Annotated in this window: 28 protein-coding genes and 1 CRISPR repeat array; of the genes, 17 read left to right on the top strand and 11 right to left on the bottom strand. The window is 69.6% G+C overall.

Translation table 11 applies throughout. The features are described from left to right. Window positions 1-294: 294 nt before the first annotated feature. From ACGFSC_RS33015 to ACGFSC_RS32995, 5 genes are all read right to left on the bottom strand, one after another. Window positions 295-1,173 (bottom strand): SGNH/GDSL hydrolase family protein, encoded by an 879-nt coding sequence (locus ACGFSC_RS33015; protein ID WP_359898242.1) that lies wholly within the window; start codon window positions 1,171-1,173, stop codon window positions 295-297. Continuing rightward, a complete protein-coding gene (locus tag ACGFSC_RS33010; protein WP_359898241.1) occupies window positions 1,154-2,443 on the bottom strand; it encodes a glycosyltransferase in 1,290 nt (429 codons plus the stop codon). The genes ACGFSC_RS33015 and ACGFSC_RS33010 overlap by 20 nt, the downstream gene beginning before the upstream one ends. After that, the gene (locus ACGFSC_RS33005) at window positions 2,440-3,657 is read right to left on the bottom strand and encodes a glycosyltransferase family 1 protein (RefSeq protein ID WP_359898240.1); all 1,218 of its coding nucleotides are present in this window, start codon (window positions 3,655-3,657) and stop codon (window positions 2,440-2,442) included. The genes ACGFSC_RS33010 and ACGFSC_RS33005 overlap by 4 nt, the downstream gene beginning before the upstream one ends. 108 nt (window positions 3,658-3,765) lie before the next feature. After that, window positions 3,766-3,954, bottom strand: a complete 189-nt coding sequence (locus tag ACGFSC_RS33000) for a DUF1508 domain-containing protein (RefSeq protein ID WP_359898239.1) — start codon at window positions 3,952-3,954, stop codon at window positions 3,766-3,768. A 234-nt stretch (window positions 3,955-4,188) separates the two neighbouring features. Then, window positions 4,189-5,814: a tyrosine-type recombinase/integrase gene (locus tag ACGFSC_RS32995; protein WP_359898238.1), complete on the bottom strand. Its 1,626-nt coding sequence runs from the start codon at window positions 5,812-5,814 to the stop codon at window positions 4,189-4,191. A 262-nt stretch (window positions 5,815-6,076) separates the two neighbouring features. On the opposite strand from ACGFSC_RS32995, the gene ACGFSC_RS32990 reads away from it, so the two are divergent. Together ACGFSC_RS32990 and ACGFSC_RS32985 are read left to right on the top strand one after the other, a co-directional pair. Next, window positions 6,077-6,331: a DNA-binding protein gene (locus tag ACGFSC_RS32990; protein WP_359898237.1), complete on the top strand. Its 255-nt coding sequence runs from the start codon at window positions 6,077-6,079 to the stop codon at window positions 6,329-6,331. Window positions 6,332-6,406: 75 nt separating this feature from the next. Beyond that, window positions 6,407-7,405: a recombinase family protein gene (locus ACGFSC_RS32985; RefSeq protein ID WP_359898236.1), complete on the top strand. Its 999-nt coding sequence runs from the start codon at window positions 6,407-6,409 to the stop codon at window positions 7,403-7,405. A gap of 14 nt (window positions 7,406-7,419) precedes the next feature. On the opposite strand, the gene ACGFSC_RS32980 is transcribed toward ACGFSC_RS32985, so the two are convergent. Together ACGFSC_RS32980 and ACGFSC_RS32975 are read right to left on the bottom strand one after the other, a co-directional pair. Further along, complete coding sequence (locus tag ACGFSC_RS32980) at window positions 7,420-8,196, bottom strand: hypothetical protein (protein WP_359898235.1); 777 nt, start codon at window positions 8,194-8,196, stop codon at window positions 7,420-7,422. 63 nt (window positions 8,197-8,259) lie between these two features. After that, window positions 8,260-8,556: a hypothetical protein gene (locus tag ACGFSC_RS32975; RefSeq protein ID WP_359898234.1), complete on the bottom strand. Its 297-nt coding sequence runs from the start codon at window positions 8,554-8,556 to the stop codon at window positions 8,260-8,262. A 473-nt stretch (window positions 8,557-9,029) separates the two neighbouring features. Between ACGFSC_RS32975 and ACGFSC_RS32970 the strand changes: the two genes are divergently transcribed. The 13 genes from ACGFSC_RS32970 to ACGFSC_RS32910 all read left to right on the top strand — a co-directional run bounded on the left by ACGFSC_RS32970 (window position 9,030) and on the right by ACGFSC_RS32910 (window position 18,870). After that, complete coding sequence (locus tag ACGFSC_RS32970; RefSeq protein ID WP_359898233.1) at window positions 9,030-9,242, top strand: hypothetical protein; 213 nt, start codon at window positions 9,030-9,032, stop codon at window positions 9,240-9,242. Window positions 9,243-9,404: 162 nt separating this feature from the next. Beyond that, the gene (locus ACGFSC_RS32965) at window positions 9,405-10,493 is read left to right on the top strand and encodes a ParB/RepB/Spo0J family partition protein (RefSeq protein WP_359898232.1); all 1,089 of its coding nucleotides are present in this window, start codon (window positions 9,405-9,407) and stop codon (window positions 10,491-10,493) included. 593 nt (window positions 10,494-11,086) lie between these two features. After that, the gene (locus ACGFSC_RS32960) at window positions 11,087-11,326 is read left to right on the top strand and encodes a hypothetical protein (protein WP_359898231.1); all 240 of its coding nucleotides are present in this window, start codon (window positions 11,087-11,089) and stop codon (window positions 11,324-11,326) included. Beyond that, a complete protein-coding gene (locus ACGFSC_RS32955; protein WP_359898230.1) occupies window positions 11,323-11,448 on the top strand; it encodes a hypothetical protein in 126 nt (41 codons plus the stop codon). Before ACGFSC_RS32960 ends, ACGFSC_RS32955 begins: the two co-directional genes overlap by 4 nt. A gap of 2 nt (window positions 11,449-11,450) precedes the next feature. Next, the gene (locus ACGFSC_RS32950) at window positions 11,451-11,693 is read left to right on the top strand and encodes a hypothetical protein (RefSeq protein WP_359898229.1); all 243 of its coding nucleotides are present in this window, start codon (window positions 11,451-11,453) and stop codon (window positions 11,691-11,693) included. Beyond that, entirely contained in the window at window positions 11,690-11,926 is a 237-nt protein-coding gene (locus ACGFSC_RS32945; RefSeq protein WP_359898228.1) for a hypothetical protein, read from the top strand. The genes ACGFSC_RS32950 and ACGFSC_RS32945 overlap by 4 nt, the downstream gene beginning before the upstream one ends. Before the next feature lie 662 nt (window positions 11,927-12,588). Further along, window positions 12,589-13,764, top strand: coding sequence for a hypothetical protein (locus tag ACGFSC_RS32940; protein WP_359898227.1), 1,176 nt, complete (start codon window positions 12,589-12,591; stop codon window positions 13,762-13,764). Window positions 13,765-14,096: 332 nt separating this feature from the next. Next, window positions 14,097-14,513: a hypothetical protein gene (locus ACGFSC_RS32935; RefSeq protein WP_359898226.1), complete on the top strand. Its 417-nt coding sequence runs from the start codon at window positions 14,097-14,099 to the stop codon at window positions 14,511-14,513. A gap of 98 nt (window positions 14,514-14,611) precedes the next feature. Further along, complete coding sequence (locus tag ACGFSC_RS32930; RefSeq protein WP_359898225.1) at window positions 14,612-15,193, top strand: hypothetical protein; 582 nt, start codon at window positions 14,612-14,614, stop codon at window positions 15,191-15,193. A 155-nt stretch (window positions 15,194-15,348) separates the two neighbouring features. Then, window positions 15,349-16,014 (top strand): ParB N-terminal domain-containing protein, encoded by a 666-nt coding sequence (locus ACGFSC_RS32925; protein ID WP_359898224.1) that lies wholly within the window; start codon window positions 15,349-15,351, stop codon window positions 16,012-16,014. After that, window positions 16,007-17,419, top strand: coding sequence for a ParB N-terminal domain-containing protein (locus ACGFSC_RS32920; protein ID WP_359898223.1), 1,413 nt, complete (start codon window positions 16,007-16,009; stop codon window positions 17,417-17,419). Before ACGFSC_RS32925 ends, ACGFSC_RS32920 begins: the two co-directional genes overlap by 8 nt. A 69-nt stretch (window positions 17,420-17,488) precedes the next feature. Next, window positions 17,489-18,169: a hypothetical protein gene (locus ACGFSC_RS32915; RefSeq protein ID WP_359898222.1), complete on the top strand. Its 681-nt coding sequence runs from the start codon at window positions 17,489-17,491 to the stop codon at window positions 18,167-18,169. Between the two features lie 104 nt (window positions 18,170-18,273). Continuing rightward, a complete protein-coding gene (locus ACGFSC_RS32910; protein WP_359898221.1) occupies window positions 18,274-18,870 on the top strand; it encodes a hypothetical protein in 597 nt (198 codons plus the stop codon). 52 nt (window positions 18,871-18,922) lie between these two features. Here ACGFSC_RS32910 and ACGFSC_RS32905 read toward each other — a convergent pair whose 3' ends face one another. Genes ACGFSC_RS32905 through ACGFSC_RS32895 form a run of 3 tightly spaced genes read right to left on the bottom strand, consistent with a single transcriptional unit; the run spans window position 18,923 to window position 20,496 of the window. Next, window positions 18,923-19,858, bottom strand: coding sequence for a pentapeptide repeat-containing protein (locus ACGFSC_RS32905; RefSeq protein WP_359898220.1), 936 nt, complete (start codon window positions 19,856-19,858; stop codon window positions 18,923-18,925). Between the two features lie 21 nt (window positions 19,859-19,879). Next, entirely contained in the window at window positions 19,880-20,179 is a 300-nt protein-coding gene (locus ACGFSC_RS32900) for a hypothetical protein (RefSeq protein ID WP_359898219.1), read from the bottom strand. Then, window positions 20,176-20,496: a DUF6313 family protein gene (locus ACGFSC_RS32895; RefSeq protein ID WP_359898218.1), complete on the bottom strand. Its 321-nt coding sequence runs from the start codon at window positions 20,494-20,496 to the stop codon at window positions 20,176-20,178. The genes ACGFSC_RS32900 and ACGFSC_RS32895 overlap by 4 nt, the downstream gene beginning before the upstream one ends. A gap of 415 nt (window positions 20,497-20,911) precedes the next feature. On the opposite strand from ACGFSC_RS32895, the gene ACGFSC_RS32890 reads away from it, so the two are divergent. After that, window positions 20,912-21,355, top strand: coding sequence for a hypothetical protein (locus tag ACGFSC_RS32890; RefSeq protein WP_359898217.1), 444 nt, complete (start codon window positions 20,912-20,914; stop codon window positions 21,353-21,355). A 116-nt stretch (window positions 21,356-21,471) separates the two neighbouring features. Beyond that, entirely contained in the window at window positions 21,472-21,948 is a 477-nt protein-coding gene (locus ACGFSC_RS32885) for a hypothetical protein (RefSeq protein ID WP_359898216.1), read from the top strand. Between the two features lie 69 nt (window positions 21,949-22,017). Continuing rightward, window positions 22,018-22,711: direct repeats of the CRISPR family, unit length 29 nt; unit sequence CGGTCAGCCCTCGCGCGCCCGGGCCGTAC. 99 nt (window positions 22,712-22,810) lie between these two features. Here the strand turns inward: ACGFSC_RS32885 and tnpB are convergent. Continuing rightward, on the bottom strand, window positions 22,811-24,301 hold the full coding sequence (gene tnpB, locus ACGFSC_RS32880) for an IS607 family element RNA-guided endonuclease TnpB (RefSeq protein ID WP_359898215.1): 1,491 nt from the start codon (window positions 24,299-24,301) through the stop codon (window positions 22,811-22,813). Window positions 24,302-24,647 lie beyond the last annotated feature (346 nt).

Here is a 24,647-nt window from a genome sequence, read left to right as displayed (position 1 = left end):
GCGCCGCCCGGTTCGGCCGCTCGCGGCGTTCGGTCCGGGTCGGCCCACGGCGGTACTCCGGGGCCGTCCGGCGTGGTCACCGGCACCCGGACCCCGTCGACGGCGCGGAGCCGGTTCCCGTCCGGACCCGGGCGGTGCGGTTCCTCCGGGTGTCCGCCGGACGCCCGGCAGGGGTTGCTCCCGACGCTTCCGCGCAGTGTCGCGCGCTCCTCCTCGGACCACGCGCGGTGCCACGTTCCGGCGCCGGTGAACTCCTCCTCGGACAGCCGTCGTTGCGGGGCCGACGCGGGCCCCTCACCCCAGGGAGGCCAGCGCCTGTGCCGCCGCGCGCGCCATCTGTTCGTCGTGCCGTCCGCTGCCGCCGCGCAGGCGGGCGACGCCCTCGGCGGCGGCCAGGGCGAGCAGGCCCGGCAGCAGGTCGGTGCTGCGGGCGGCGAGCCAGCGGGTGCCCCGGGTGGCCATCCACCAGAGGTCGGCGGCCGGGCCCGGCGGGGCCTCGGCGGGGGCGGCGGCCGGCGGTGGGCCGAGGGGGTGGCCGGCCTCGGTGAGCAGGTCGTGGAACCGCAGGGCGATCAGGTGGTGGCCCTCGGCGCTGGGGTGCAGGCGGTCCACGCTCAGCAGCCGGCGCTCGGCCAGCCACGGCAGTTCGGTGAGGTGCAGGTGTATCGCCCGGTGGCGCTCGGTGAGGGCGTGCACCACGGTGTTGACCGCCCGCATCCGGCGCGCCAGCGGCCGGGCGAGCGGTGCCGGGAGCCGGAGCAGGCTGCCCGGGTCGGGCAGGCAGGCGGTCAGCAGCCTGGCGCCGTGGCCGGACAGTTCCCCCATCGTGGCGTCCAGTTCCAGCGTGGCGCGCCGGATGTCGAAGCCGGTGCGCAGGGTGTCGTTGCCGCCGACCACCACGGCCGCCAGCTGCGGCCGCAGCGCCAGCGCCCGCGGAAGCTGACGGATCGTCAGTTCCGTGGTGAGCGCCCCGCTGTACGCCAGGTTGGTGAACTCCGCGGCCCGCCCCTCGGGTGCCAGCGCATCGGCCAGGACGGCGGCCCAGCCGCGCCAGCCCTCGCCGACCCGGTCCCCGACCCCTTCCGTCAGCGAGTCTCCGAGCGCGACGAAGCGCAGTGGTTCGCCCGCCGCGGGGCGCTCCCGCGCCGCCCGGTCACGCCCGGCTTCCAGCATGCTCGTCCCGACCCCCGTCCACCGCCTCGTCGTGGTGCGCGCCGTGCGCCGCCAGGAACGCCGCCACCGCCGCCGGCCAGCCGTACCGCTCGGCCTGCGTCCGGGCGGCGGCCCGCCGCAGGTCCTCCGGCCGCCCCAGCAACTGCCGTACCGCGGAGGCGAATCCACTGCCCGTGTCGACGGCCGTCGCTCCGGCGAGCCCGATCAGGCCGGGCAGCGCGGAGGAGCGGCTGACCGCCACCGGGGTTCCGCAGGCCAGGGCCTCCATCGCGGCCAGGCCGAAGGTCTCCACCGGCCCGGGCGCGAGCACCACGTCCGCGCAGCCCAGCAGCCGGGCCAGCTCGGCACGCCCGCCCAGGTGCCCGAGGAAGCGTACGGGCAGTCGCAGCCGTGCGGCCCGGGCCGCCAGCCGTTCCCGCAGCGGGCCGGTCCCGGCGACCACCAGCACCGCGGGGTGCCGCCGCGCGCGCAGCTCGGCCAGGGCCTCGATCGCCCGCTCGGGCCGCTTCTCCGCCGAGAGCCGCGAGCAGAGCACCAGCAGCGTCTCGTCCGGAGCGGCGTAGCGGGCCCGCTCGGCGGCGCGGGTGGCCGGCGGCAGTGGCCGCATCGCCTCAAGGTCCACCCCCAGCGGGGCCCGGACCAGGTTCGGGGTGCCGATCCGCCGGAACTCCGCGGCGGCCCAGTCGGTGGTGCAGAGCACCGCGTCGTAGGCGCGGGCGGTGGCCGCGTTGAGCCGGTCGGCCGCCGTGCCCGCCAGCGGGCCGGGCAGGCCCCAGGTGCGCAGCACCCCGGCCGCGCTCTCGTGCGAGACCATCACCGACCGCACCCCGTGCCGCCGTGCCCAGGCGCCGGTCCAGCGCAGCGTGGTGCGGTCGGACACCTCCAGCCGGTCGGGGGAGAACCTGGTCAGTTCGGCGGCCACCGCCCGCCGGTCGGTGAGCAGCCGGTAGCCGCCGGCGGCCGGCAGCACCGGGCCGGGCAGGGTGACGACCACCCCCTGCTCGGTCTCCTCCTCGGAGCGCCGCTCCCCGGGGACGATCAGCACCGGACGGTGCCCGGCCGCCCGGTACCCGGCGCCGAGGTGGCGCAGCGCGGTGCGCAGGCCACCGGAGACCGGGGTGACGAAGTTGGCCAGCCGGACGATAGTCAGCGCCTCGCCGGCCCTGGGCGCGTCGTCGGCCCTCGGTAACCCGCCGGCCGGCCGAGGAGCCCCACCGGTCGGCCGAGCCCCGCCGGTCGTCCGTGCGCTGTCGTCGGGAACGGGGGTCATGCCGGCAGCTCCTCCGGCAGGACGGGCGCCACCGGTTCGACCGGCGCGGGGGCGGCGGCCGGCAGCGGCAGCCCGCGGTGTTCCGCCAGCACCTCGGCGTAGTGCCGCAGCAGCAGGTCCCCGACCGCCTCCCAGGTGCGTGCGGTCACCTCGGCCCGGCCGGCCTGCCCGTACCCGGCCCGCCGCGCCGGGTCGGCGGCGAGCTCGGCCACCGCGCGGGCCACCGCCGCGCCGTCCCGGGGCGGCACCAGCAGGCCGGTGCGGTGGTGGGCGACGAGGTCCAGCGGTCCGCCCGCCGCCGGGCCGATCACCGGTACGCCGCTGGCCATCGCCTCCTGGATGGTCTGGCAGAAGGTCTCCAGCGGGCCGGTGTGCACGAAGACGTCCAGGGTGGCGAAGCAGCGGGCCAGTTCGTCACCGGTGCGCCGGCCGAGGAACACCGCGCCCGGCATCGATGCCTTCAGCCCGGGTGCCGAGGGGCCGTCCCCGACGACCACCACCCGCACCCCGGGCAGTGCCGAGGCCGCGGCCAGCAGGTCGACCCGCTTCTCCGGGGCCAGCCGTCCGACGTACCCGACCAGCACCTCCCCGCCGGGGGCGAGCGCCCGGTGCAGCGCCTCGTCCCGGTGCCGGGGGTGGAACCGCACCGAGTCCACCCCGCGCGGCCACAGCTGCACCCGCGGCACCCCGTGCGCGGTCAGGTCCTGGGCGGCGGGGGTGGAGGGCGCCAGGGTGCGGGCGGCCGCGCGGTGCACGGCCCGGATCCGCCGCCAGGCGGCGGCCTCACCGAGCCCCCGCCCGGCCCGGTAGGCGTGGGCGTAGCCGGCCAGGTCGGTCTGGTAGACGGCCACGGCGGGCACCCCGAGCCGCGCCGCGACCTGCATCCCGCGCGCGCCGAGCACGAAGGGGCTGGCCAGGTGGACGATGTCCGGACGGTGCCCGGCGATCGCGGCCGACAGCTGCCGGCTGGGCAGGGCGATCCGCACCTGCGGGTATCCCGGCAGCGGGACGGACGGGATGCACACCACGGGAATCTCGCCCGCCGCGGTGCTGCCGAAGGTCTCCGGCGGGCATTCGGCGCCCCGCGCCGGCGCGGGGGTGACGACGAGGGGCCGGTGGCCCCGGCGGACCAGGTGCTCGGCCGTCCGCAGCACGCTGTGGGCGACTCCGTTGACCTCGGGCGGGAAGGATTCGGTGACGATGGCGACGCGCATGCCAGTGTTCTGTCCGCGTCCGGCGTGCACCCGGCCAAAGGGATCTGTCGTAGAGGAGAACGCGGGTCGGCGATTTGCACCGCCGACCCGCGGCGCGGTTCGCGTCCGTCACACGGACCCGGCGGTCTCCTTGAGCTCCGCGTACGGCGCGAGCTTGCGGATCGACTCGATGCTCCTCAGGCAGTCGTCCTTGCTCTCCTGCGGGTCGCCGGTCACCACGATCGCCCCGTTGCTCGCCTTGAGCCGGAACCGGTGCATGCCGCCCTCGTCCACGTACAGCTCGAATTTGCCAGCCATGCCAGAAACAGCCTTCCGCTCGGTTGACCCCCTGGCACCGGAACCTAGGGTCAAATCCCTTGTACGGCACGTCAGATGATCCATCCGAGTGGAATGCGCGGGGGAGTGGTGCGGCTGATGACAGATGGCTGTGAGCGGCCGTTGGGGATCTAGTGGGGAAAACATCGCGATGGGGATCAACGGGAAGGCCGAAGGGTGGCGAGCTGCCTGCCACCCTTCGGCCTTCCCATGGAGTTACGCCGGTGCCAGCTGCTGTGAGGTCCTGGCCGCCTTCTTCTCGCGTGCACGTCGTAGGGCGGAGAGCTTGCCTGTCCCCGCGCGTGAATCGGCAGCCGGTTGGGCGGGTATCTGGGATGTGACAGGAAGTGGTTCGGGCGTCGGTGTGGCGGGGCGCGTCGCGCGCGGAACCACCGCCAGCGCGGCTTCGGCCTGAGCGCGCTGGTACTCCGGGAACACATTGGTGTAGATGTCCATCGTGATCTGGATGCCGCTGTGGCCCAGCTGCTCCGAGATGGCTTTCGGGGTGGAGCCGCCAGCGTGGGCGATGCAGGCTGCGCCGTGCCGTAGGCCGTGGAGAGTGATGGGTGGGAGGTCGGCCAGTTCGACCAGGCGCTTGAAGAGTTTGGTGAGGTAGTCGGGGTGGTATCCCGTCCCGTCCTCACGAGTGAATACGAGCCCGGTGTCCGTCCAAGCTTCGGCCAGTCTGGCGCGTGCTTCGCTTTGGCGCGCTCGTCGAAGGTCGAACAGGCGGGCAGACTCGCTGTCGAGATCGATGGTGCGTTCCGAGTCGGCCTTCGGTTCTGCGCCGAACAGCTTGTAGGCGACGGTGATGACCTGCTGGTTGATCGTGACTCGGCGCTCGTCCAGGTCTACTTCTGTCCAGGGCAGTGCGCAGACCTCCCCTCGGCGAGGGCCGCGGAGTGCCATGAAGTGGAACAAGTCACAGAGTTCATGGTCCACATACGTATCCAGGAACTGTCCCGTGAGCTGAGGTGTCCAGACCATGACCGTGCCCGGGACTATGCCTGTCTCACGCCAGCGGGCGACCCGGGCCGGCGTCCACAGCATCGGCCGCGGAGGCTTCTTGCGTGGGAGCTTCACCAACTGGGCCCAGTTTTTGGTGATGAGTTCCGCACGGACGGCGTCATTGAGTGCCGATGAAAGTATGTCGAGGATCTGATGTTGGGTTGGCAGTTCCGTAACCTTGCGCTGGCGACGGCGCTCTGAGGCCAATAGTTCGCGGGCCTCATGCCAAGCGATGCGCAGGCCTCGGCGATTGCCCTTGGGGCCGTTGTGCCATGCCAGTCGCTTCTGCTCGCAGTCGTCGGCCAGGAGGGCCACGTAGTCGCGGTGCACCTGGATCTGCGTGTTTCGTTCGCGGATGGCAGCGATCATGTCTTCGACGTGCTGCTTGCGTAGCTCCTTGCGGTCGATGTGGCCGATGAAGGGCGCGATGTGGAGCCGTATGGTGTCTGTGTACCTGCGGGTGGTCGTCAGCGAGACATCACCCTTCGACTCGATCCAACGGTCGAGGTACTGCCCTAGTGTCTCCCTCACTCCTACGTCGAGGCCGGCCTTGTGCTCCTCCCAGACCTTTGTGCAGGCACTGGCCGCATCCCGCTGGGTGCGAAAGCCTCCTCGGCGGATGCGCTGCTTCTCGCCGTTGGCAACCGTCGGAAGCTCAATGTAGAAGTACCAGGATCCGTGACCTTTCTTGCTGAGGTCCGGGCATCCAGTGCCGAGGGTGCCGATCCGCTGTGTGCCGTTGTCGTTCAACACCGGCTCGCCTTTGTCCTTGCCGCGCCGGTGGAAGAGCGGGCCCTTGCATGCGCATCGCTGATAGGTGCGTTCCTCGAACATGCTTGGGCAGTTCCCTTCCGTGGCCGCGAATCAAGGCGGTGGACAGCTTCTAGCCGCGAATAGAATGTATGTTCTATTTTGCACCATCTGACTTCCGCTGTACACGGAAGCCGTTCGGTGGCTCAGGTTGAGAGCTGGGGCACACTGGAGCTGCTGGCCAGCGCCTACTGGCGCTATCCTGAGCTGCCCGTCGTCACCCTGCGCCCCGCTGCGTGGGTAGGCTGGGCGTAGTTGGCGCGGGGGAGAAACGCGACGACTCAAAATGAAGATCGACAAGACCGGCGAGACGCAGTCGGAGCCCGGGCGCGGCATGACCCTGGAGCAGGTGAGAAGCCTGCCAGTCACCATCAACGTGGTGACCGCAGCGAGGGCACTGGGCGTGGGCCCCAACACGGCGTACGCGGCGATCCGCGACGAGACCTTCCCGCTGGACATGATCAGCGTCGGGGGCTCGAAGCGGGTCCTCACCGCATCACTGTGGAGGCACCTCCAGATCGAAGGCCTTGTTGCAGCTTGATACGTGCAACGTGATGGAGACTCCTCCACGAGTCTCCATCACGTAAAGGGTGTCCATGATGGGAAGGGGCGCAGAGTGGCGGCAAGGACTTTCGGGTTCACCGGCGACAAGAGCGCGTTGGTGGGAGAGGAAGCGCAGGCCCTGAGAGAAGCCGTCGAGCGCCGGATCAACGGGGGTACCCGCGCCGGCGCCGCCGCCTACCTGAAATCCTGCGGCGTCGTCGGCACGCTCGGCTCCCCGTTCACCGGCCAGACCGTTGCCCGGCTCTTCCGCAACCCGGCGATCGCCGGGCTCAAGCCCGGTCCGAATGGCGAGCTTGTTGATGCCGGGCACCCGGGCGCCATCACCCCGGAGCAGTTCGCGCAGCTCCAGGCCATGGACGCGGCCGAGAGCGAGCAGCGAGAGGCCAGCCGGAAGGCCAGCCCCCAGCCCGAGTACGACTACGCCTTCAGCAGCAACGACCTCGTCGTGTGCGGTTTGTGCGGCGCCAACCACCAGGGCCTGCGCACCAACTCCGGAAACCCCGGCTACTGCTGCTCGGCCGGGCCCCGCGCCGACCGGCCCGGAGACTGCGGGAAGGTCCGGATCTCCGCGCAGGTCCTGGAAGACCACCTCGGCGAAGAGATCGTCGCTCGGCTGTCGGAGCCCGGTACCCAGAAGGCCCTGGAGGCCGCGCGGGTCGAGGTGGAGAAGGAGCTCGCCGTCGCCAAGACGGAGCTGGCCGCGGTCACCCAGGGGCTCGACAGCCTCGCCGACATGGTGCTGCGCCACGAGATCACGGCCACCAGCGCCGCCAAGGCGCGTCAAAGCGGCGTCCAGCAGCAGAAGGCCTTGCGCCAGCGGATCCGCGTCCTGGAACGAGCAGCCGCTACTCCGGTGAGCGGGAGCATCAAGGAGCTCGTCGACTGGTGGAACTCGGCGCCCACGGAGGCCAAGGCAGGACTGGCGAAGCTCCTGCTCCACCGAGTCGACGTCCACCCTGGCGGCCAAGGAGTCCGCAAGCTCCGGCCGGGACGCGTCGTGCTGTGGTGGCGGGACAAGCCTGCCCCGCCACCCATCCGTCGCGCCTCCTAGTTGTCGGGCGCTGGTCACCGGCGGGGGAGCGCGCGAGGGGTGGAGCAGACCGCGAAGCCGGAGAACAGGCTCAGGGCGAACAAGCCCGCGCTGGTCTGGCTGATGGCTTCCTGAAGGCCGGTGCTCCACGCGGCGCCCGCCGCCTGGGTGACCGCTACGAACATGCCTTCGGTGGCGCCCCACACCGCGCAGGCCGCGCCGCCGACGGCGATCAGCGCCTGTCCTATACCGAGGACGCGAAAGCGGTGGCCCGCCCGGATGTTGTCGAGGGCCAGAGGTGTGCAGTCCCGTGTGATGGAGGCCCCGATCAGCGCCCAGTACGCATCCGTGATCAGCAGGTAGGCGCCGACACCACCGTCGTCCGCGTACGCGTTGATGAACTCCAGGTTGCTGTTGTTGGCCACCGCGAACACGGTGGTGGCCGCTGCGGCGACGACCCCGGCGACGCCGAACCGGTACCTGAGTGCGGCCGTCCGGGCCTCGGAGGGAATGGTCCATGCCACCAGCAGGACCCGGATCGCCACGAGCGACGCGATCCCGAACATGTGCGACAGCAGCATGTGGAGGTTGTCGACGCCGAAAGCCGAATCGATACCGGTTGAGATGCCGGGCAGGGTGAGCAGGAGGGCGACTAGGCCGGCGCCTGCGGCGGTGGCACGACTCCAACGGGCCAGGGAGCGGGTGTTGCCGCCTGGCCGGGCGCTGCGGCGCAGCGTCATCCGGGTCATGACGACGGCGGTGACGGATAGCGCGACCAGGGCGGCGCCCAGCAGCAGGGCTGCGATGTGCACGGTGGTACTCGTTTCGGGTCTGCTGCCGCAGTGGCGGCGGGGTTGAGCAGGATTGGGCGGGACCTAGGAGTAGAGGAAGTGCTCTGTCTCCCGGCGGCTGGCCTCGGCGGCCTCGGCGCGCGACAGGCGCCGGCGGCGGCGCGTCGTGGTCGCGGTGTCGGCGGCGGTCGTGTCCAGGCCGCGGGCTTCGCGCAGGGCGCGGGCGGCTTGGAGGAGCGCGTCGGCTCCGCTCTCTCCGAGTTCGGCCACCAGGCGCAGGGCCTCGCGGGCGGCCGGGTGCTCGTAGTAGACCTCCAGCGAGGTCAGGTCGTGCTCTCCCGGCATCAGGTACGGAGGCGGGCAGTCGAATGCGTCGGCCAATCCCATGAGTGTCCTCAAAGGCGGGTTGACCTTCGTTCCGGAAAGCGTGGCGTGAATCACGGTGTGATCCAGTGCGGGCTTTCCGTTCGCGTCTGCTGTTCGCGATGCAAGATCACGTGTGGTGGGGGGCTTGCCGCCTTCCCCGGTGAGTCTTCCGCGTAGGTACTTGAGTTTGCCTGCGAGGCTCCATAGCCCGTCGGCCTTATCGGCTGGCGTGGTCATCGGAGTCCCCCTGTTGTTCGCGCCATGGGCAATATCTTGTTGGCGATCGGCAACAGGTACGGTACATGCTGGCGGTGCCCGGAATCCAAAGGATCTTCCTTTGACAGTTTGTTGATATCGGTGCAGGATGTGGCCGCCGGTCGCACCATTCGACCAGGTCAGCGGTCTGATGGTCCGCAGCGAACGACACCGTGGACCGGGTCGCGCAGGCTCCCTGTTGAGCCTGCGCGCTGGCATGAGGGGGCTTTCTGATGGCGATCAGCTGCGAAGGCGTGCTGCGCGTGCTCGCGGAGCGGCGCCGTGCCGGCCTGACCGTCGAGTCCGAATGCGACAGCCCCATCTCTGGGCGGGAAGCCGTCAGTGCCCTCATCCTCCTCGCGGATTCCCGGCGAATCGATCTTCGAAGTTCCGGACAGTCGGCGGCGAGCGGCTCTGATGATGTCGAAGGCGACGCTTCCGGCTGAGGGTCGCGCTACCTGGATGCAGGCATATTCCGGCCCTGGAAGGCGCTGCTGAAGCTGCCTCAAATTCTTCTTCGCCGAGATTGCACCCCCACCCTGAATGAGTATAAAATATAAACACGAAGAGGGGGGAAAGTCCCCCGAAATCCTGATGGGAGTCACAACATGGCGAAGATGCTCAAGCTGACCCAGATCCACCCGAACCCGACGCAGCCCCGCGAGTACTTCGACGAGGAGAAGATGGACGAACTCCGCGACTCTGTCCGGGAGTTCGGAGTCATCCAGTCGATCGAGGTCCGCCGGCGCCCTGCGGGCGGCTACGAGATCGTCGCGGGCGAGCGCCGCTACCGCGCCAGCGTGGACGTCGGAAAGACGACCATCAAGGCGGAGATCGTCGACACCGCCTCCGACATCAAGGCCTTCCGACGCTCGATGGCGGAGAACCTCGGCCGCGCCGACATGACCCCGCTGGAGGAGGCGGCCGGATACCGGCGAATCCTCGACGAGGACCGGAACGGGGACGGCAGCGAGCTCACCGAGGCGGACGTCGCCAAGTCCTTCGGCAAGACCCCCCGCTACGTCAAGATGCGCCTGCAGCTGCTCAGCCTGGTCCCCTCCGTCCGACACCACCTGACCCACGGTCACATCGGAGTCGCTGCCGCGCACCGCATCTCCGAGCTGCAGCCGGAGAATCAGGAGGCCGTCATCAAGAAGTGGGCGAATGGCGGCGACGACGGCAAGGCGATGGACGAGAACGAGCTGCTCCACTTCGCCCACCAGGTCCGCGAGCAGGAGCGCCAGCCCAGCATGTTCGACGTCGAGGAGCTGACCGAGGACGAGAAGGTTGAGCGCAGCGCCGTCCGCCGGGCAACCCGCAACAAGCTGGACCGGATCGAGCAGGTGCGCGAACTCCTGGACGGGCTCGCCAAGACCCCGATCGAGGAGCTGGCCGTGGCTCTGGAGGGCCAGATCGTCGCCCGCCTGGACCAGCTGGAGCGCACCGCCAAGAGCCTTCAGGACGCCAAGTTCCAGATCCGGCAGGCCAAGGCCTGCGCCGACGCCCGCCAGATCGTCGCCTCCGGCGCAGCGGCGGCCCCCACCCTCTCCGAGGCGCCCGGCCGGAACGACGCCGCCGACACGGCCAACCCCGATGCCCGGCTTGAGGCCGAGTTCGCCGACATGCTCGCCGAGATCGTCGCCGAGGATGCCGGCATCGCCCAGGGCGCCGACGCCCCGGTGCCCGTCGCCGCCTGACCCGGGTAGCCCCACTGGGGCCCGCCGGTTGCGGGCAGGAAGCCCCACCCGGCCGACCCCGAACCCGCCACCCGCGCGCCACGGGCGGAGCGCGCCCGCTACAAATGACTCGCACCACCCCGCGCACGAAAGGTACGGATCATGCCCCGCCCCGACTGGCTCCAGATGCCCCCCGCCGCCTGGTACGGCACCGGCAGGCAGGATGCGCTGTTCGACCCCCCCGGTCGCGACCCGGACAACGACGCCTTCGGGACGACGCCCTTCGAAGGCTGCACGGCGCAGGAGCTGAAGAGGCAGCTGAGTCCGGCCGACCGCCCTTCCATACAGCCATGACTTGTATGGGTACTCATTGATGATACGGTCAGCATGTCGTCGGAACCTGGGGGTCCAGCCCACCCGGACCCACCCCCGACGCATGCGCCGTGACACTCCTCTCACGGTCCTGGCAGGCGGCACTCCCCCCGCGCCCCACCTGCCAGGAACGGGCAGCTCCCAAGAGCACGCCACGAGAGGACCGCCAGCAAGCACGTCACGACCAGGCCCGCCCGACACCCCCCGTCGGGCGGGCCTGCGCATGCCCAAGGAGCACCACCGTGCACGACACCTACACCGCGGCCAGCGCCGCCGACCCCGAGGCCTACGCCCGACTGATGCAGGAACGCTACGGGCCCCTGTCCGCCCTACGCGCGGAACAGCACCGCCCGACCCCACCGGCCCCGCCGGCAGCCCGAACCCGCCGCCACAGCGGCCGCTGGCCCGACCCGCAGGCCGCCTGGCACCGCGAACAACTCCTCCAGGCCCTCCACTCCCACCAGCAGAGGAACGAGAAGTGACCACCAACCCGAACACCCAGCCCGCCGAGCGAACCCCGCCCCGCCCCGGAGCCATCTGGTGCAAGGCCTGCGACTCCTGGTGCGACCCCGTCTCCAGCCTCTGCCGGTGCAACAATCGATGACCATGCACCAGGTGACCGAAGGGCAGCTCTACGAGGCCTGCCACCCCCTCGACGAACAGCGGCGCATCCGCGTCCTCACCGTCACCGGCAACCGGGCCGAGGTCGAAACCCTCGGCCCAGGCCCGGCCCGCAAGCGCGACATCCTTCTCAACTCGCTCCACCCGACCGCCATCACGGCCAGCGGCCAGCCGCGCCAAACCGGCTACCGCCTTGTCGAACCACCAGCGGAACGGAGCCCGAAGTGACCGACAGCCCCGCCATGGCACGCCGGCGGGCCAACGCCAGCACCATCACCGACCCCGAACTCGACCTCCTGTGGCAGCGCGCCGAAGACGCCGAAGCCCGACTCCAGACCGCCGCCGACCTCATCGCCTCCGGCCACACCGCCTTCGCCGAGCGGATGGACATCGTCCGCCGCCTCTGCGCCGGCGAGATCACCCCGCAGGAAGCCAAGGCCATCGACCGGGGCGACGAATGAGCACCCCGAACCCCGCGCTCCGACTCGCTGCCGTCGCCTCCACGTGGACCGGAAGCCTCCAGGCCGCCCTTGATAGCGCCACCGCCGTAGACCGGTACCGAACCGACGCCGCAGCCCTCAGTCTCGCCGACCGCGCCGACACCCTGCTCGCCGAAGTACAAGGCGCCGAAGCCGGCAGCACGCCCACCGACGATCACCTTGCCGAAGCCCGACGGCTCCTCTACGCAGAGGCCATGGGCGACGGCCGCGGCAGGTGGCCCCCAATCACCGCCCCGGGGCGCGGAAGCCGACTTCCCCGTCCTTTCGGTGCAGAGGGCGGGGAAAGGGGGCGGGGGGTCGACATCCCCGCCCCCTTCTTCGGCTGCCGGTAAGACAGCCGGCGAGCGGTAGCCGGTGGCGGCGGCGTCACGGTCAGCAGGGAGGCCTCTCCTGCTGTATGGCGATCCGCCGGAGGCCGCTCACCCCTCCGGTGACGATCAGCCTCGCACCACCTCACCTTCTCGTCCACGGGGCACGTGGAGCCCAGGCCGGGCGTGCGCGACTCCACCACGCGCCCCACCAGCAGCCAAGCGGGAGCCGCCGGAGCCGACAGGACCACCGCGCGCAGCCCGGCTTCCTCCCGCTACCGTGCCTGCAAACAGGCCCTGGTAGTGGAGTAGCCCGTGACGATGACGCAGGCAGAGATAGAGCAGCGACTTCACCTCGCAGAGGTCGACCACGGGGAGCTGGCAACGCTGCTCAGCTTCGAGTTCGGATCGTCCTCCACCCTCGACGGCCGGCGGGTGGCCTACCCCAACGCGACACCGCAGGCCCTGCTGGTCGAGTACTCGGGCGGCAAGATCTGGCGCATCCTGCCCCAGCCGGGCCTGGACGACGAGACCGTCCTCAAACTCGAACGGCGGGTCCAGCAAGAGCTGCTGACTCCACCCGTGCGAAAGGTCGGTCGCTTCATCCTCTACTTCCCGGAGCCGGCACTCGGCTACTGGGCCCACGGTGAACACCTGGTCCTGCGCCAACCGGCACCAGAATCCCCGCAGGCCCACCCGTGGTCAGACCTCCACCCGGTGCTGTGTGAACTCGCCTACCAGGGGGCCACCGAGCCCATTCCCGACCTGCACCGCAGGGAACGCGCAGTCCGTCACACCAAACTGCTGCTGACCCTCCTCGTCCCTGGCCTGGCCGACCACACGGACTCATACGCTCGGACCGCCTGGGTCCTCCCCGCCGGCACCGACCGTGAGTCGGTCTGCATGCAGCAGATCCATCTGATCAAGGACTTCGACGCGGTCGGCAACGAACTCACCGAGCAGGCAGAACTGCCTGCCATGCCCACGGCCGACAACCTGTACGAGGCGAAGCCGTGGGAACTTGCGCAGCACTCCACGCTCGTACTCCCGGCGACCCTCGGCGCCGACCTTGACCGCTTCCACGCCCTGGACCGGTCCAGTCAGCGCGAGTTCCTGCGCGCGGCCTTCTGGCACCATCAGGCCCGCCTCCTCCATCACCGCAGCCTCTCCGCCAGCTACCAGGCGCTGGTCCAGTCCATCGAGGTGCTGGCCGCGTCAACACCGACCCCGGACGGCGCACGCAAGCAGTTCAAGGCGTTCCTCCGGGACTACATCCACGGCGACTGGGACGGCGCCGACGACTTGTACGGCCTGCGCTCCCGCATCGTGCACGGCAACACCCTCATGCTTGCCGACGAAGAATGGCTCGGCTTCCACCCGAACCCCCGGGCCAGCGACGAGCGCATCCGCCACCTCATGGCGGAGCAAGTCAGCCGGGCCGGCGCGATCAACTGGCTACGCGGCCTCAAGACGAGCCCGGTTGCGCCGTAGGGCGCGGGGATTCGGCATACGAAGGACCTACTCGTGCGACCCGAACCGATCGACCGGATCGTTGACTCCCTGCTGTCTCTCGCCGTTCCGATCGGCGATCCGATCCGGTACTGCCGCGACTCGCGGCGCGGCGATGTCGCGGCGGTCGCCGAGCCGCTAGGGATCCACGGCAGGTCAGCCTGACCGTCCCTGTGCCGTGAGTGTCTATGGGTGCCTAGGCAGCGCCGTGACCCTCCACGGCTTGCCGGCCAACTGCGCTCTTTTGCAAGCTGTTTGCCTATATGATTCGACGCCGCGGGCTTCAGTCCGGTTGCGCTGCAAGAGGAGAACTGGTGGACGGAATCGACGTGTCCCAGTGGGCGGTGTCTGCTGCGCAGGCGCTGATCGCGGCCATGACCACGGACCTGTGGGTAGGAGCCCGTGACCGCTTCGCCGGGCTGCTGGCTCGGCGACCCGAGTCCGCCGGCGAGGTGGCCGAGGAGTTGGATGACGCCCGGCAGCAACTCCTCGACGCAGGAGTCACGGAGGAGGCTGCGGAGGAGACCTCTGCCGAATGGGTCGGCCGCTTTCGCCGGGCACTAACGCGAGACCCCTCGCTCGTGGAAGAGGTACGGGCTCTCCTTGCAGAGCAAGGTGTGGGGGTGCCTGGCAATGGGGGAAGCCTCGTGCAGAACGTCAGCGCCACTGGGGGTGGAATCGTCTTCAATCAGGGCAGCGGCATCCAGAACAATCAGGTGCACGCAAAGTGAGTACACCTGAAGATAGCTCCCCGGCTGTCGAGCAGAACATTGCGACTGAAGGCTCTGGTATCGCATTCGTTCAGGGGTCTGGCAGTCAGCACAATAGCGTGATTCAGAACTATTTTGGAATGACTGGGGTCCCTCTAACTCCGGAGAACCTGTACCGGCAGGGGATGAAGCTGGCTGTGAGGGACTGGGGGGAGGCCGAACGCCTCCTGACTGCCGCAGCCGAGGCTGGCTACAGGCCGGCAATCGAACACCTATCCTCCGTGGAGCTGGGTGGAGGACGTTGGACGGAGCTGCTGGCGGACATGGGCGACCCGGACGGGCTCTATCGAGCTGGACGGGTTCGGGCCTGGCACGCTAGCCAATCGGGGTCGTATGGGCGAGAGAAAGCCCTTCGGGATGAGGCGATCGAATATTTTGAGAAGGCGCTAGAAGCTGGCCGTGAAGATGCAGTGGTTTGCCTCGGCGACCTGATTTATAAGTCGGGTCGACTGGAGGAGGCCATCCCTGCTCTTGAGAGGGCTATTGAGTACCTTGAGCGAAATCAGGAGCGCGACGAGAATCTCCTTGGGTGGAAATTGGAAAGGGCGAGAAAAGAAATCGCGCGACAGCAGAAAAAGGCCGAGAAGCGGGCGCAGGGCGACGTTCGGAGTAGATGGTGGCGCGGCCGTAAGCGCGGCTGAGAGCTGATGATTGCCGGGGCCCAATCAGAACGCGGCACCCGGTGCGCGCCTCTTGATCGCCACCGCACGCCATCGGTCGGGGGCAGGCTTGGCGACGTGTCGTCTAGGCTGTTGCGGCGTAGGGCGCGGGGAATCGGCCTACGAAGGACCAGCTCGTGCCTGCACCGATCGACCGGATCGTTGACTCCCTGCTGCCCCTCGCCGTCCCGATCGGCGACCTCACCCGGTACCACCGCAACCCGCGGCGCGGCGATATCGCGGCGGTCGCCGAGTCGCTTCGGATCCACGGCCAGTTCAAGCCGATCGTTGCCAACCGCGGCACCCTGACCGGCCGCCCGGCCGAGATCCTCGCCGGCAACCACACCTGGGACGCCGCCCAGGTGCGTGGTTGGGACCAGATCGCCGTGTCCTGGGTCGACGTCGACGACGATGACGCGGCGAAGATCGTCATCGTCGATAACCGCACCAGCGACCTGGCCGGGTATGACACCGAGCTGCTCGCCGACATCCTGTCCGGCCTCCCCGACCTGGATGGCACCGGCTACGACCAGGATGCCGTGGACGACCTCCTCGACGGCATCGAGCTGCCGTCCCAGCTCGCCGCCGAGACCACCGACCGCGAAGGCGACAAGACGGCAGACGAGCACCTGCAGTGGGGCTTCGTGCAGTGGGGCACCACCCGTGTGCAGATCACCAATGATGAGGTCGAGCGGCTGAACAACGTCCACGACGCCTTCTACACGAGCAGGGGCACGGACACCGGCTTCGCGCACTACCTCCTCGACCAGCACGAGGCGCAGCAGGAGGCCGTCGGTGCCTGAGTTCGTAGAGGCGTACGCGATCGACGGGCTCAAGCCGGCCCCGTACAACCCGCGCCGCCTGAGCGAGGAGGCCTTCGACCGGCTCCAGCGGTCCCTGGCCCTGTTCGGGTGCGTGAAGCCCGTGATCGTCAACGGTAACGGCATCCTCGTGGCCGGCCACCAGCGCACCAAGTCCCTGAAGGCGATCGGCCAGGCGACGGCCCCGGCGATCCTCCTCGACGGCCACGTTTCCACCCAGGACGAAGTCCAGTTCAACTTGCTCCACAACAGCATCGAGACCGACGGCTCCAAGGTGCGGGTGCCGGAGTCCGGGCCGGACGCGCACGGCTGGGAGTGGATCCGACCCGAGGACGTCACCGCGGTGTCCCGCTCCAACCCGGCGATCCAGGCCGAGATCCGCCGCCTGGTCACCCGCTACGGCACCTGGGGCTCGGTCGTCGCCGATTCGGCCGGCAGGGTCATCCTCAACAACGACTACGCGGTGGTCGTCTCCGACCTGAAGCTACCGCTGCTGTGCTACCGCCTGTCCGTGCAGGAAGCCGACGAACTCGCCGTGTGGCTGGACGGCGACTACGGCGTCTACGACTACACCCAGCTCGGCATCCGCGCCTACAACCAGCACTGGTGCCAGATGCACCGCCTGGGCGGCGACGAAGGCGACTCCAACAAGTCCACGACGTACGAGCAGCACGTACTGCCCGCACTGCGCCCCGGCCAGCGCGTCATGGACTTCGGCGCCGGCGAGCTGGCGTACATCCAGCGGATCAAATCGCAGGGCTGGGACGCCCACTGGTACGAGCCGCACGTCAAGGCCGCCGGCAAGCAGAACGCCCTGGATGTGGCCGCCACCGTCAGCCACATCCGCGACCTCCAGCGGGACATCCCCGCGAACGGCCTGTACGACGTCGTCGTCCTCGACAGCGTGCTCAACTCCGTCACCTCGCTGGAGTTCGAGAACGCGGTCGTCGCCACGTGCAGCTCGCTCCTCGCCAAGGACGGCACCTTCTACACCGGGACCAGGTCGCTCGGCTCGGTCGCACGCAGGGTCGGCGGCAAGAAGGCCCGCAACAACGGCCGGTACAGGCGCAGCATCGAGTTCCTGGACGACAACGGGTTCACCGCGAGCTTCCGTGCCGGCGTGTGGACAATGCAGAGGTTCCACGACCCTGAGTCGCTTCGGTCGCTGATGGGCCGGTACTTCGACGAGGTGGAGATCCGCGGCAACCCGAACGGCAGCAACATCTACGCGGTGTGCCGCAGGCCGAGGGCGCTGCCGGAGGGTGAGCGGCGGGCGGCGCTGGAGCTGGAGTTCAACATGGAGTACCCGGGGGAGTACCGGCACAACCGGCACCGGCCGCTGGTGGAGGCCCTGATGCGGGCCTGTCGGGAGCGGGACGGCGGTTAGGCAACCACCTTCGGTGAGTATAAAATATAAACAGAAAGGTTTCCTCAACTCGCAGATTGGACAACCAAGTTGCCATCCATCACCCTCCAGGTGGGGGAGCGCAAGTACCGGTACCTGTGGCTCAAGTACGTCACCGGCATCGACCTCAGCCGCCACTGCGCGGTGGCCCTCCACGGCCGCTACAGCCGGCACATCAACGAGACCACCCGCGAGGCCACCGTCGAACTCGACGAGTTCCCCCACGCCCTCGCCTGGTACCTGTGCGGCGTCACCTCCAGCCCCTACCGATGGGAGGACAACCCCCACCTCGCCCTTGAGCTCGCACCCGGCCACACCCAGGACCTCACGGTGAACGACCTCACCGTGCACCTCGATGGTGTCCGGCCCATCCCCTTCACCGACGCCGAGATCCCCACCAACGACCCCCATGCCCGCGACCGCGCCTTCACGACCTGCCGCAACTGGCAGTTCGCGCACTACCTCCACAACCGCGGCGTCCCCAACGTCCACGGCGACCGGCCCCGCGTCACCACCCTGCGGCCCGGCACCGGGCAGGGCGAACTCCTCCCGAGGCCGCCCCGCACCGTGAAGGCCATGGACAAGGACGCTGGCGCGCCCGGCGGGCCGCCAACCCGGCAGGCCGCCTCCGCCCCGCACCAGCCGCGACCCGGCGCGCCCCAGCAGGCCCTGAACACCCAGGAACCCATCGGCGTGATCACGGAACACCCCGGCCACCAGCCAGGCCGCTAGCCCCGGCCCGCCGCCCACCGACCCGACCCGTCTCACAGCCAGCCCCGGGGCGCGCCGTCTACGCCCCGCTGTACGTGACCCCGCCGACCTACCCCAAGGAACCGATGTCCAGCGCCGCCGAAGCCAAGGCCCGCCGAGAAACCCGAGAGCGCCGACACCGCAGCCGTGAACGCGCAACCATCACGCCCAACCACGTCTCGACCGTGCTCGCCAACACCACCAAGCCCGACGACGACCTCCTGATCAAGCTCAGCCTCTACACCGGGCTCCGCCCCGCAGAGTTGGACGAGTTGACCTTGGAGGACGTCGCCACCAGAGGCCACCGCCACTACCTCACCGTCCACGGCAAGGTGCCGAGGACGATCGCTCTCCCGCGCATCGTCGGCGAAGCCATCGAAGCCGCCCGTCCTGGCCTCCTGCCCGGGGGCCCGCTGGTCCTTCCCCACCTCGATGTCGAAGGCGCTGTCGCCTGCGCGATGCGCGCCGTCCTGGTCACGGTCGGCGTGACCGATGCCACCGCGCACGCCCCGCGGGGGCACCTGCTCGACCTCCTGCGTGCCCAGAACGACCTGCCGCTTGCCCACCGCCTGGCCTACGTCGGGTTCATAGGATCCGACCCAGGCTCCCTCCCGGACGGGTGGAGCGAGCCGATCGCCGACCGTATCGACCAACTCGCCGAAGACGCAGCAGCGGCCGGGTAGCGGGCCTGTCCGGCTAGTCCTTCAGGCTGGCAGGGCAGAGCGGGCCTGGCTCTCAGACCGAGACACCAGCTCGATCGGTTGTCGACTCTCCTCGGATCACGAACACGCCGGGCTGCACCTCGTCGGAGATGGACAGCAGCTGTTGGGCCGCGTATGCGGGCCACAGCGTCTCCTCGGTCCAGCGCGCGTTGGCAAGGCGGGCGTCAGCCAGGATGGCATCGGTCAGGTTCGTGCCACCGAGGAAGGAACGTGTCAGGTTCGCGCCGGTCAGGTCGGCGCCAGTCAGGTTGGCGCGGCTCAGGTTGGCGCCGCTCAGGTTCGCGCGGCCCAGGAGGGACAGCCTCAGGTTGGCGCCGATCAGGGTCGTGTTGGTCAGGTCGGCGTCGGTGAGGTTGGCGCCGCTTAGGTTGGCGTCGGTCAGCCCTGCGTGACGCAGGAAGGACTGCGTCAGGTTGGCGCCGATCAGGTTCGCTTGGTTGAGGAAGGCATCGGTCAGATCGGCGCCGCGTAGATCGGCGTCGGCCATCTCAGCGGCGAACAGTTTGGTGCGGGTCAGGACGGCGTGGTTCAGGTTCGCGTGGCGTAGGTCGGCCTGGTGCATGAAGGCGTCGGCCAGGTTCGCGCTGTGCAGGTTGGCGCCATTCAGGTTGGCGGCGAACAGTTGGGCATCGATCAGGACAGCGGAGGTCAGGTTCGCGCGACGCAGGTCGGCGTTGTGTAGGAAGGCGCGAGTTAGCTTGACACCGCGCAGGTCGGCACCCGTGAGGTCGACGGGCCCCTGCTTGGCCGATCGCTTCGCTGCTGCCAAGGGGCCTGTCACTTCGGTGGCGGGCTGATCGAGAGAGGAGTCGTTGCTGGCCCGGCGGGCGATGGCCCACGCGGTGTTGGTCACAACTGCCGGCGTGATGTAGGGGCAGGCGAGGTAGAGCACGCCGCGTAGGACCTCGGCTGCGTGCTGGAGTTCGTTGTTCTCCAGGTTCTCCGCCATATCGTTCTCCACGGTAGGGCTTCAGCCTTCGCCTAGGCCGGTGCAGACAGGGCATCGTGAACCGGGTACCGCGTGGAACGCCAACAACAGATCCGACCCGGCCCGCTCCGCCCAGCGCATCGCCTGGGCCGCGGTGCTCTTCGACTTCGGGGTGGCGTTCTTCAGGACGAAGACGACCAGCCTTCTCCAGTGGTCCTCGGCTTCCTCCCACTTCGGTTCTGGCGGAGTGCCGGATCCGGGGCATGGGTGGAGTCTGCCGAACGCTACGACGGCGGCCTCGATGTCGCCGCCCTCCTTGTGCAGGTCATGCAGTGTGATCACGGCCCGAACCCCGGTGGCGGTGTCGGGGGTTCAGACAGCGCGCGAAGCCTGCGCACGACCTCGTCCAGTGGTTCGGCCTGGTGTGTCTGTATCTGGGCGGTCACCAGATAGCCAACCATGGCCCCGACGAACGCCGGGATGGCGCCCCACCCCACGATCGACAGAGGCCAGGCGCACCACTGCGGAGTAACGGTCGCGGGCGAGGTGATGCCCACCATCACCTCGTAGGCCTCTGCTGCGTGCCGCTTCAGTAGGACTGCGTTCAGGGCGAACAGAGCAGCGCACAGGGCGAGGATCCAGCTGGCGCGGGTCAGCATCCAGTACGGCAGCCTCCCGAGCGCGTGATGCTCGGCCCAGCGGCTCCGCAGCCGCTGTCTTGCGGTCGGAGGCGGCGGCACCGGGGGAGGTGCCGGGGGTGGCGATGGCGGAGCCGATATCGGATCAGGCGCGGGCACAGCCTCACGGTAGCGGCCGAACCGCAGGCGGCGGACCGAAATTTGCGAAGCTGTTCGGCTGAGGGCTCACCGCACGGCCACCGGGCTCGGGGTGGCGACCGACGGCTTGAGGGGTGACTGGGCATGCCCCGGCCTTCGGTGCGGGCCTCGACGGTGGCCCGTCATCAGGTCGCTGGCAGGTGGATGGGGCTGCGGGTGACGGTGCCGCGCCCCCGGCGGATGTCGTCGATGATGATCGCTCTTTGACCGCCCATGTATGGGATACATAATTGGGGTCATGGGTCAGGAACACGATGAACTCGAAGCCGCAGTAGCCACGTTCGAACAGGCCGACGCCGTGTGGCAGGCGATCAAGGCGCTCCTCGACTCCGCCGCATCCGACCGTGCGGACGCGATGAAGGGTGTCGTCGACCTGGTCGGCCAGACCGCTGCCGCGCCGCTGCTCAATCTCGACCAGAGCACCATCAGTCGCACCCTCGCCCGGCCTCGCGAGCCACGGAAGATTCCCCTTCCCCCGGGGATGTTGGACCTGCTCACGCAGGACGCCCGGTCCCAGACCCGCGACCTGCTCTTCGGGGATCAAGAACCCTCAGGACAGGCGCTCCGCGACAGCTGGGGGCGGCTCCTCGAAGCCAACAAGAGCCGGGACGGCGTCCCGAAGCCGCAGAAGTCCGAGAAGAAGAAGTCGAAGAAGGGCGGTAAGGGCAAGACCGGCAAGTAGCGGGAAGCCCCGCAGCAACACCCCACGAGACGGGGGCCAGCACTCCGGTGCCGGCCCCCTTCCCGCGTTCCCGAGGGCCGGGCCGATCGCCCGGCCGAACCGAAAGAGGAGACCCCTTGAGGGAGAACCACCAGATGCTCCAGCTCGCGACCCTCGGCGCCGTGTGGGCGGTCCTGAGCGTCGCCCACACCTTGGCCGACCACGTGCTGGGCCAGAGCGATCACCAGGCCGCCCACAAGGCCGCCCCAACCCGCGAGCAGATCGACGCCGGAACCAGCCCCAGGCGCGGCTGGGGAGCGTGCCTGGCGCACGTCGGCCAGTATCACGCCGTCGTCGTAGGGGTGTACTGGCTCGTCGGTCTCGCCGTGGCCCTGCCGGCGACGTGGCTCGGTGCCACCACGGCGATCGGCTGGTCGGCCTTCACCCACGCGATCCTGGACCGCCGATGGATCGTCCGTGCCATCCTGGAGCACACCGGCTCGCCGAAGTTCGCCACCCTGCAGTCAGACGGCATTTCCGGACCGTACCTGGCCGATCAGGCCCACCACGCGACGGCTCTGCTCGGGTCGGCCGTGCTGCTCGCCCGGCTGTGACAGAGGCAGGCCGGTGGTCACCCGCGAGTACGGGACCTGACCGCCGTGCACAAGTCGAAATATCTGCGATGGTGCCATCGTGCGCCCGGGCCGCACGGCGGCGACGTATTCCCGAAGTGACGATACCGGTCAGCCCTCGCGCCCGGGCCGTACAGCAGGCCGTTCGCGCAGTGGTAGACGTACCACGGTCAGCCCTCGCACGCCCGGGCCGTACCAGACGCTACGCGGCTACCTCTCGCTGTCCGACGGTCAGCCCTGGCGCGCCCGGGCCGCACGTTTCTCCCATGACCAGCACCGTCCAGTCGTACGGTCAGCCCTCGCGCGCCCGGGCCGCACAGGGGTAACTGACTTCTGCCATTACATCCTCGCGGTCAGCCCTCGCGCGCCCGGGCCGTACTGCCGGGCCACCTCCGTGATCAGCTTCCCGTTCGGTCAGCCCTCGCGCGCCCGGGCCGTACGCCAAGTGCCGTGGTCCACACGGCATCCCACGCGGTCAGCCCTCGCGCGCCCGGGCCGTACCAACACCGCCGGGTCATGCCCCTCCCCAGATGCGGTCAGCCCTCGCGCGCCCGGGCCGTACGACTGAATCGCCTCCGCCAAGGCGGGGCTCTGCGGTCAGCCCTCGCGTGCCCGGGCCGTACTTGTGCGCGCCGGCGAGTTCGGCCACGGCGTCCGGTCAGCCCTCGCGCGCCCGGGCCGTACCGTAAGGGCGTAGGGGGTGGCAGAGGGTGGCACGGTCAGCCCTCGCGCGCCCGGGCCGTACCCCTTCGTGAACTGGGCTTTTTTGTGGGCTTTGCGCGTTCTTTGCTCTCTGTGGAGTTGTGGCCCGAGTGTGGTCGGGTGGGTGTGGGCTGTCGGGGGATTACTCCCGTCGAGGTGACCCGCCGCCTGGCGGTGGGCCTTCCCGCGTCTGCCTTTCGGCGCGTCCGTGCCTGCCCTCGGGGGCGGGGCTTACCGGACTTCTACGGGCTTTTACGTCCCCCTCTACCAGGGGGACGGCGTGCCGGGCGATGTTGCGGGCCGCGTTGAGGTCGCGGTCGATCGTCAGGCCGCAGGTGGTGCAGTGGTACTCCCGTTCGGCGAGGGACAGTGTGGGTTTGACTGTCCCGCAGGCCGAGCAGGTCTTGCTGGACGGGTGCCAGCGGTCGGTGACCGCGAGGCTGGAGCCGTACCAGGAAGTCTTGTAGGTGAGCTGGCGGCGGAGTTCGCCGGGGGAGGCGTCGAGGACGGCCCGGTTGAGGCCGGCTTTCTGTCGGACTCGGCGGCCGGGCTTCTCGATGGTGCCTTTCGCGGAGGCGCTCATGCCGGTGACGTTGAGGTCTTCGATGGCGACGGTGGCGAAGCGGGTGGCCAGCTGCTTGGTGAGCTGGTGGATGGTGGTGGCGCGGCGTTGGGCGATGTGGTGCTGGATGACGCCGACGCGGCGGGCGGCCCGGGTGCGGCGGTTGGATCCGCGCTGGGTGCGGGACAGGGTGCGCTGGGCCTTGGTGAGTTGGCGGGTGGCGGCGTTGAGGTGGCGGGGGTTGTCGACGTGGACGCTCGCCGGGTCGGCCGGGTCGGCCGGGTTGAGGGGCTGGGAGAGGGTGGCGAGGTGGGAGATGCCCCAGTCGACGCCGACGGTGCCGCGGTCGGTCTGGGCGCGGGTCGGCTTGTCGGGGATGTCGCGGGTGACCTTGACGAGGACGCTGGCGTACCAGCGGTTGCCGCCTCGGGAGACGGTGACGGACTGGACGACCGCTTGGCCCTTCGTGATGAGGCGGGTGAGGCGTTTCGCGGAGTCGTGGATGCGCACCGAGCCGAGGCGGGGCATGATCAGTCGGCGGTAGCCGTCGGGGCGGATTGTGGGCTTCTTCACGTCGTGGTGGAGACGGAAGGAGTCCCGGGCCTTGCCCTTCTTCTTGAAGCGGGGGTAGCCGACGGCCCTGCCGGCGCGGCGGTCGGTGAGGGAGTCGAACCAGTTCTTGAACGCGGCGTCGGCGTCGTAGAACGCGGACTGGAAGGCGTAGGTGGACACTTCGTGCCACCACGGGCACGGCAGGAACGGGCCGTGGAAGCCGTCCGGGTGCTCGTCGTCGTGCCGGGAGTCGCCCTTGATCTGATTCAGGTGCTTCTTGATGGTGGCCTGGCCCGGGATGCGGATGCTGGTGCTGGCCTTCTTCCGGGCGTCGCGCTCGTCCAGGCCGCTGTCGACGAGGGTGTCGACCTGGGTGCGCCACTCGCGGTGCGCGGCGATCTTCCGGGCCAGTGCCCAGTTGAAGGCCCACCGGGCGGCGCCGGCGTGCCGGCTCAGGTCCGCCTCCTGGGCGGGTGTGGGGTCGAGGGTGAACTTGAAGGCCTGCAAGGTCTCCTGCAACAAGGCGCAGTTCACCCCCTTTCCGTGGCTGTCCGGCAACGCGTGGTGAGACCCTAGCGGCCTCCACCGACAATCCGGGTCGGGTTGCCGGTTAGCTGCTGAAAGACGTTGGGGTGTGGAAGAGTTGACCGTTTGAGGTGCTGCCGGTCCGGGCGTCCTGAACGCGTCCCGGTTCGGTCGCGGAGGTGCTGGGCGGCGTCGCGTCGGGGTTGCTGCTCCGGAAGGCGTCCAGGGTGTCTGAGTGGTCGCCGGAGGGGTGCAGGGTCTGGCGGGAGACGGGTGGCCTTGGCTGTGCTCACATCCAGGGCACACTGCCCTGATTGCCCGCTTGGCTGAGTATTCGCCG

Origin of the sequence: Kitasatospora sp. NPDC048715 (assembly GCF_043198905.1) — a bacterium.
Lineage (GTDB): Bacteria > Actinomycetota > Actinomycetes > Streptomycetales > Streptomycetaceae > Kitasatospora > Kitasatospora lactacystinica.
This window is presented reverse-complemented; position numbering and strand designations above follow the sequence as displayed.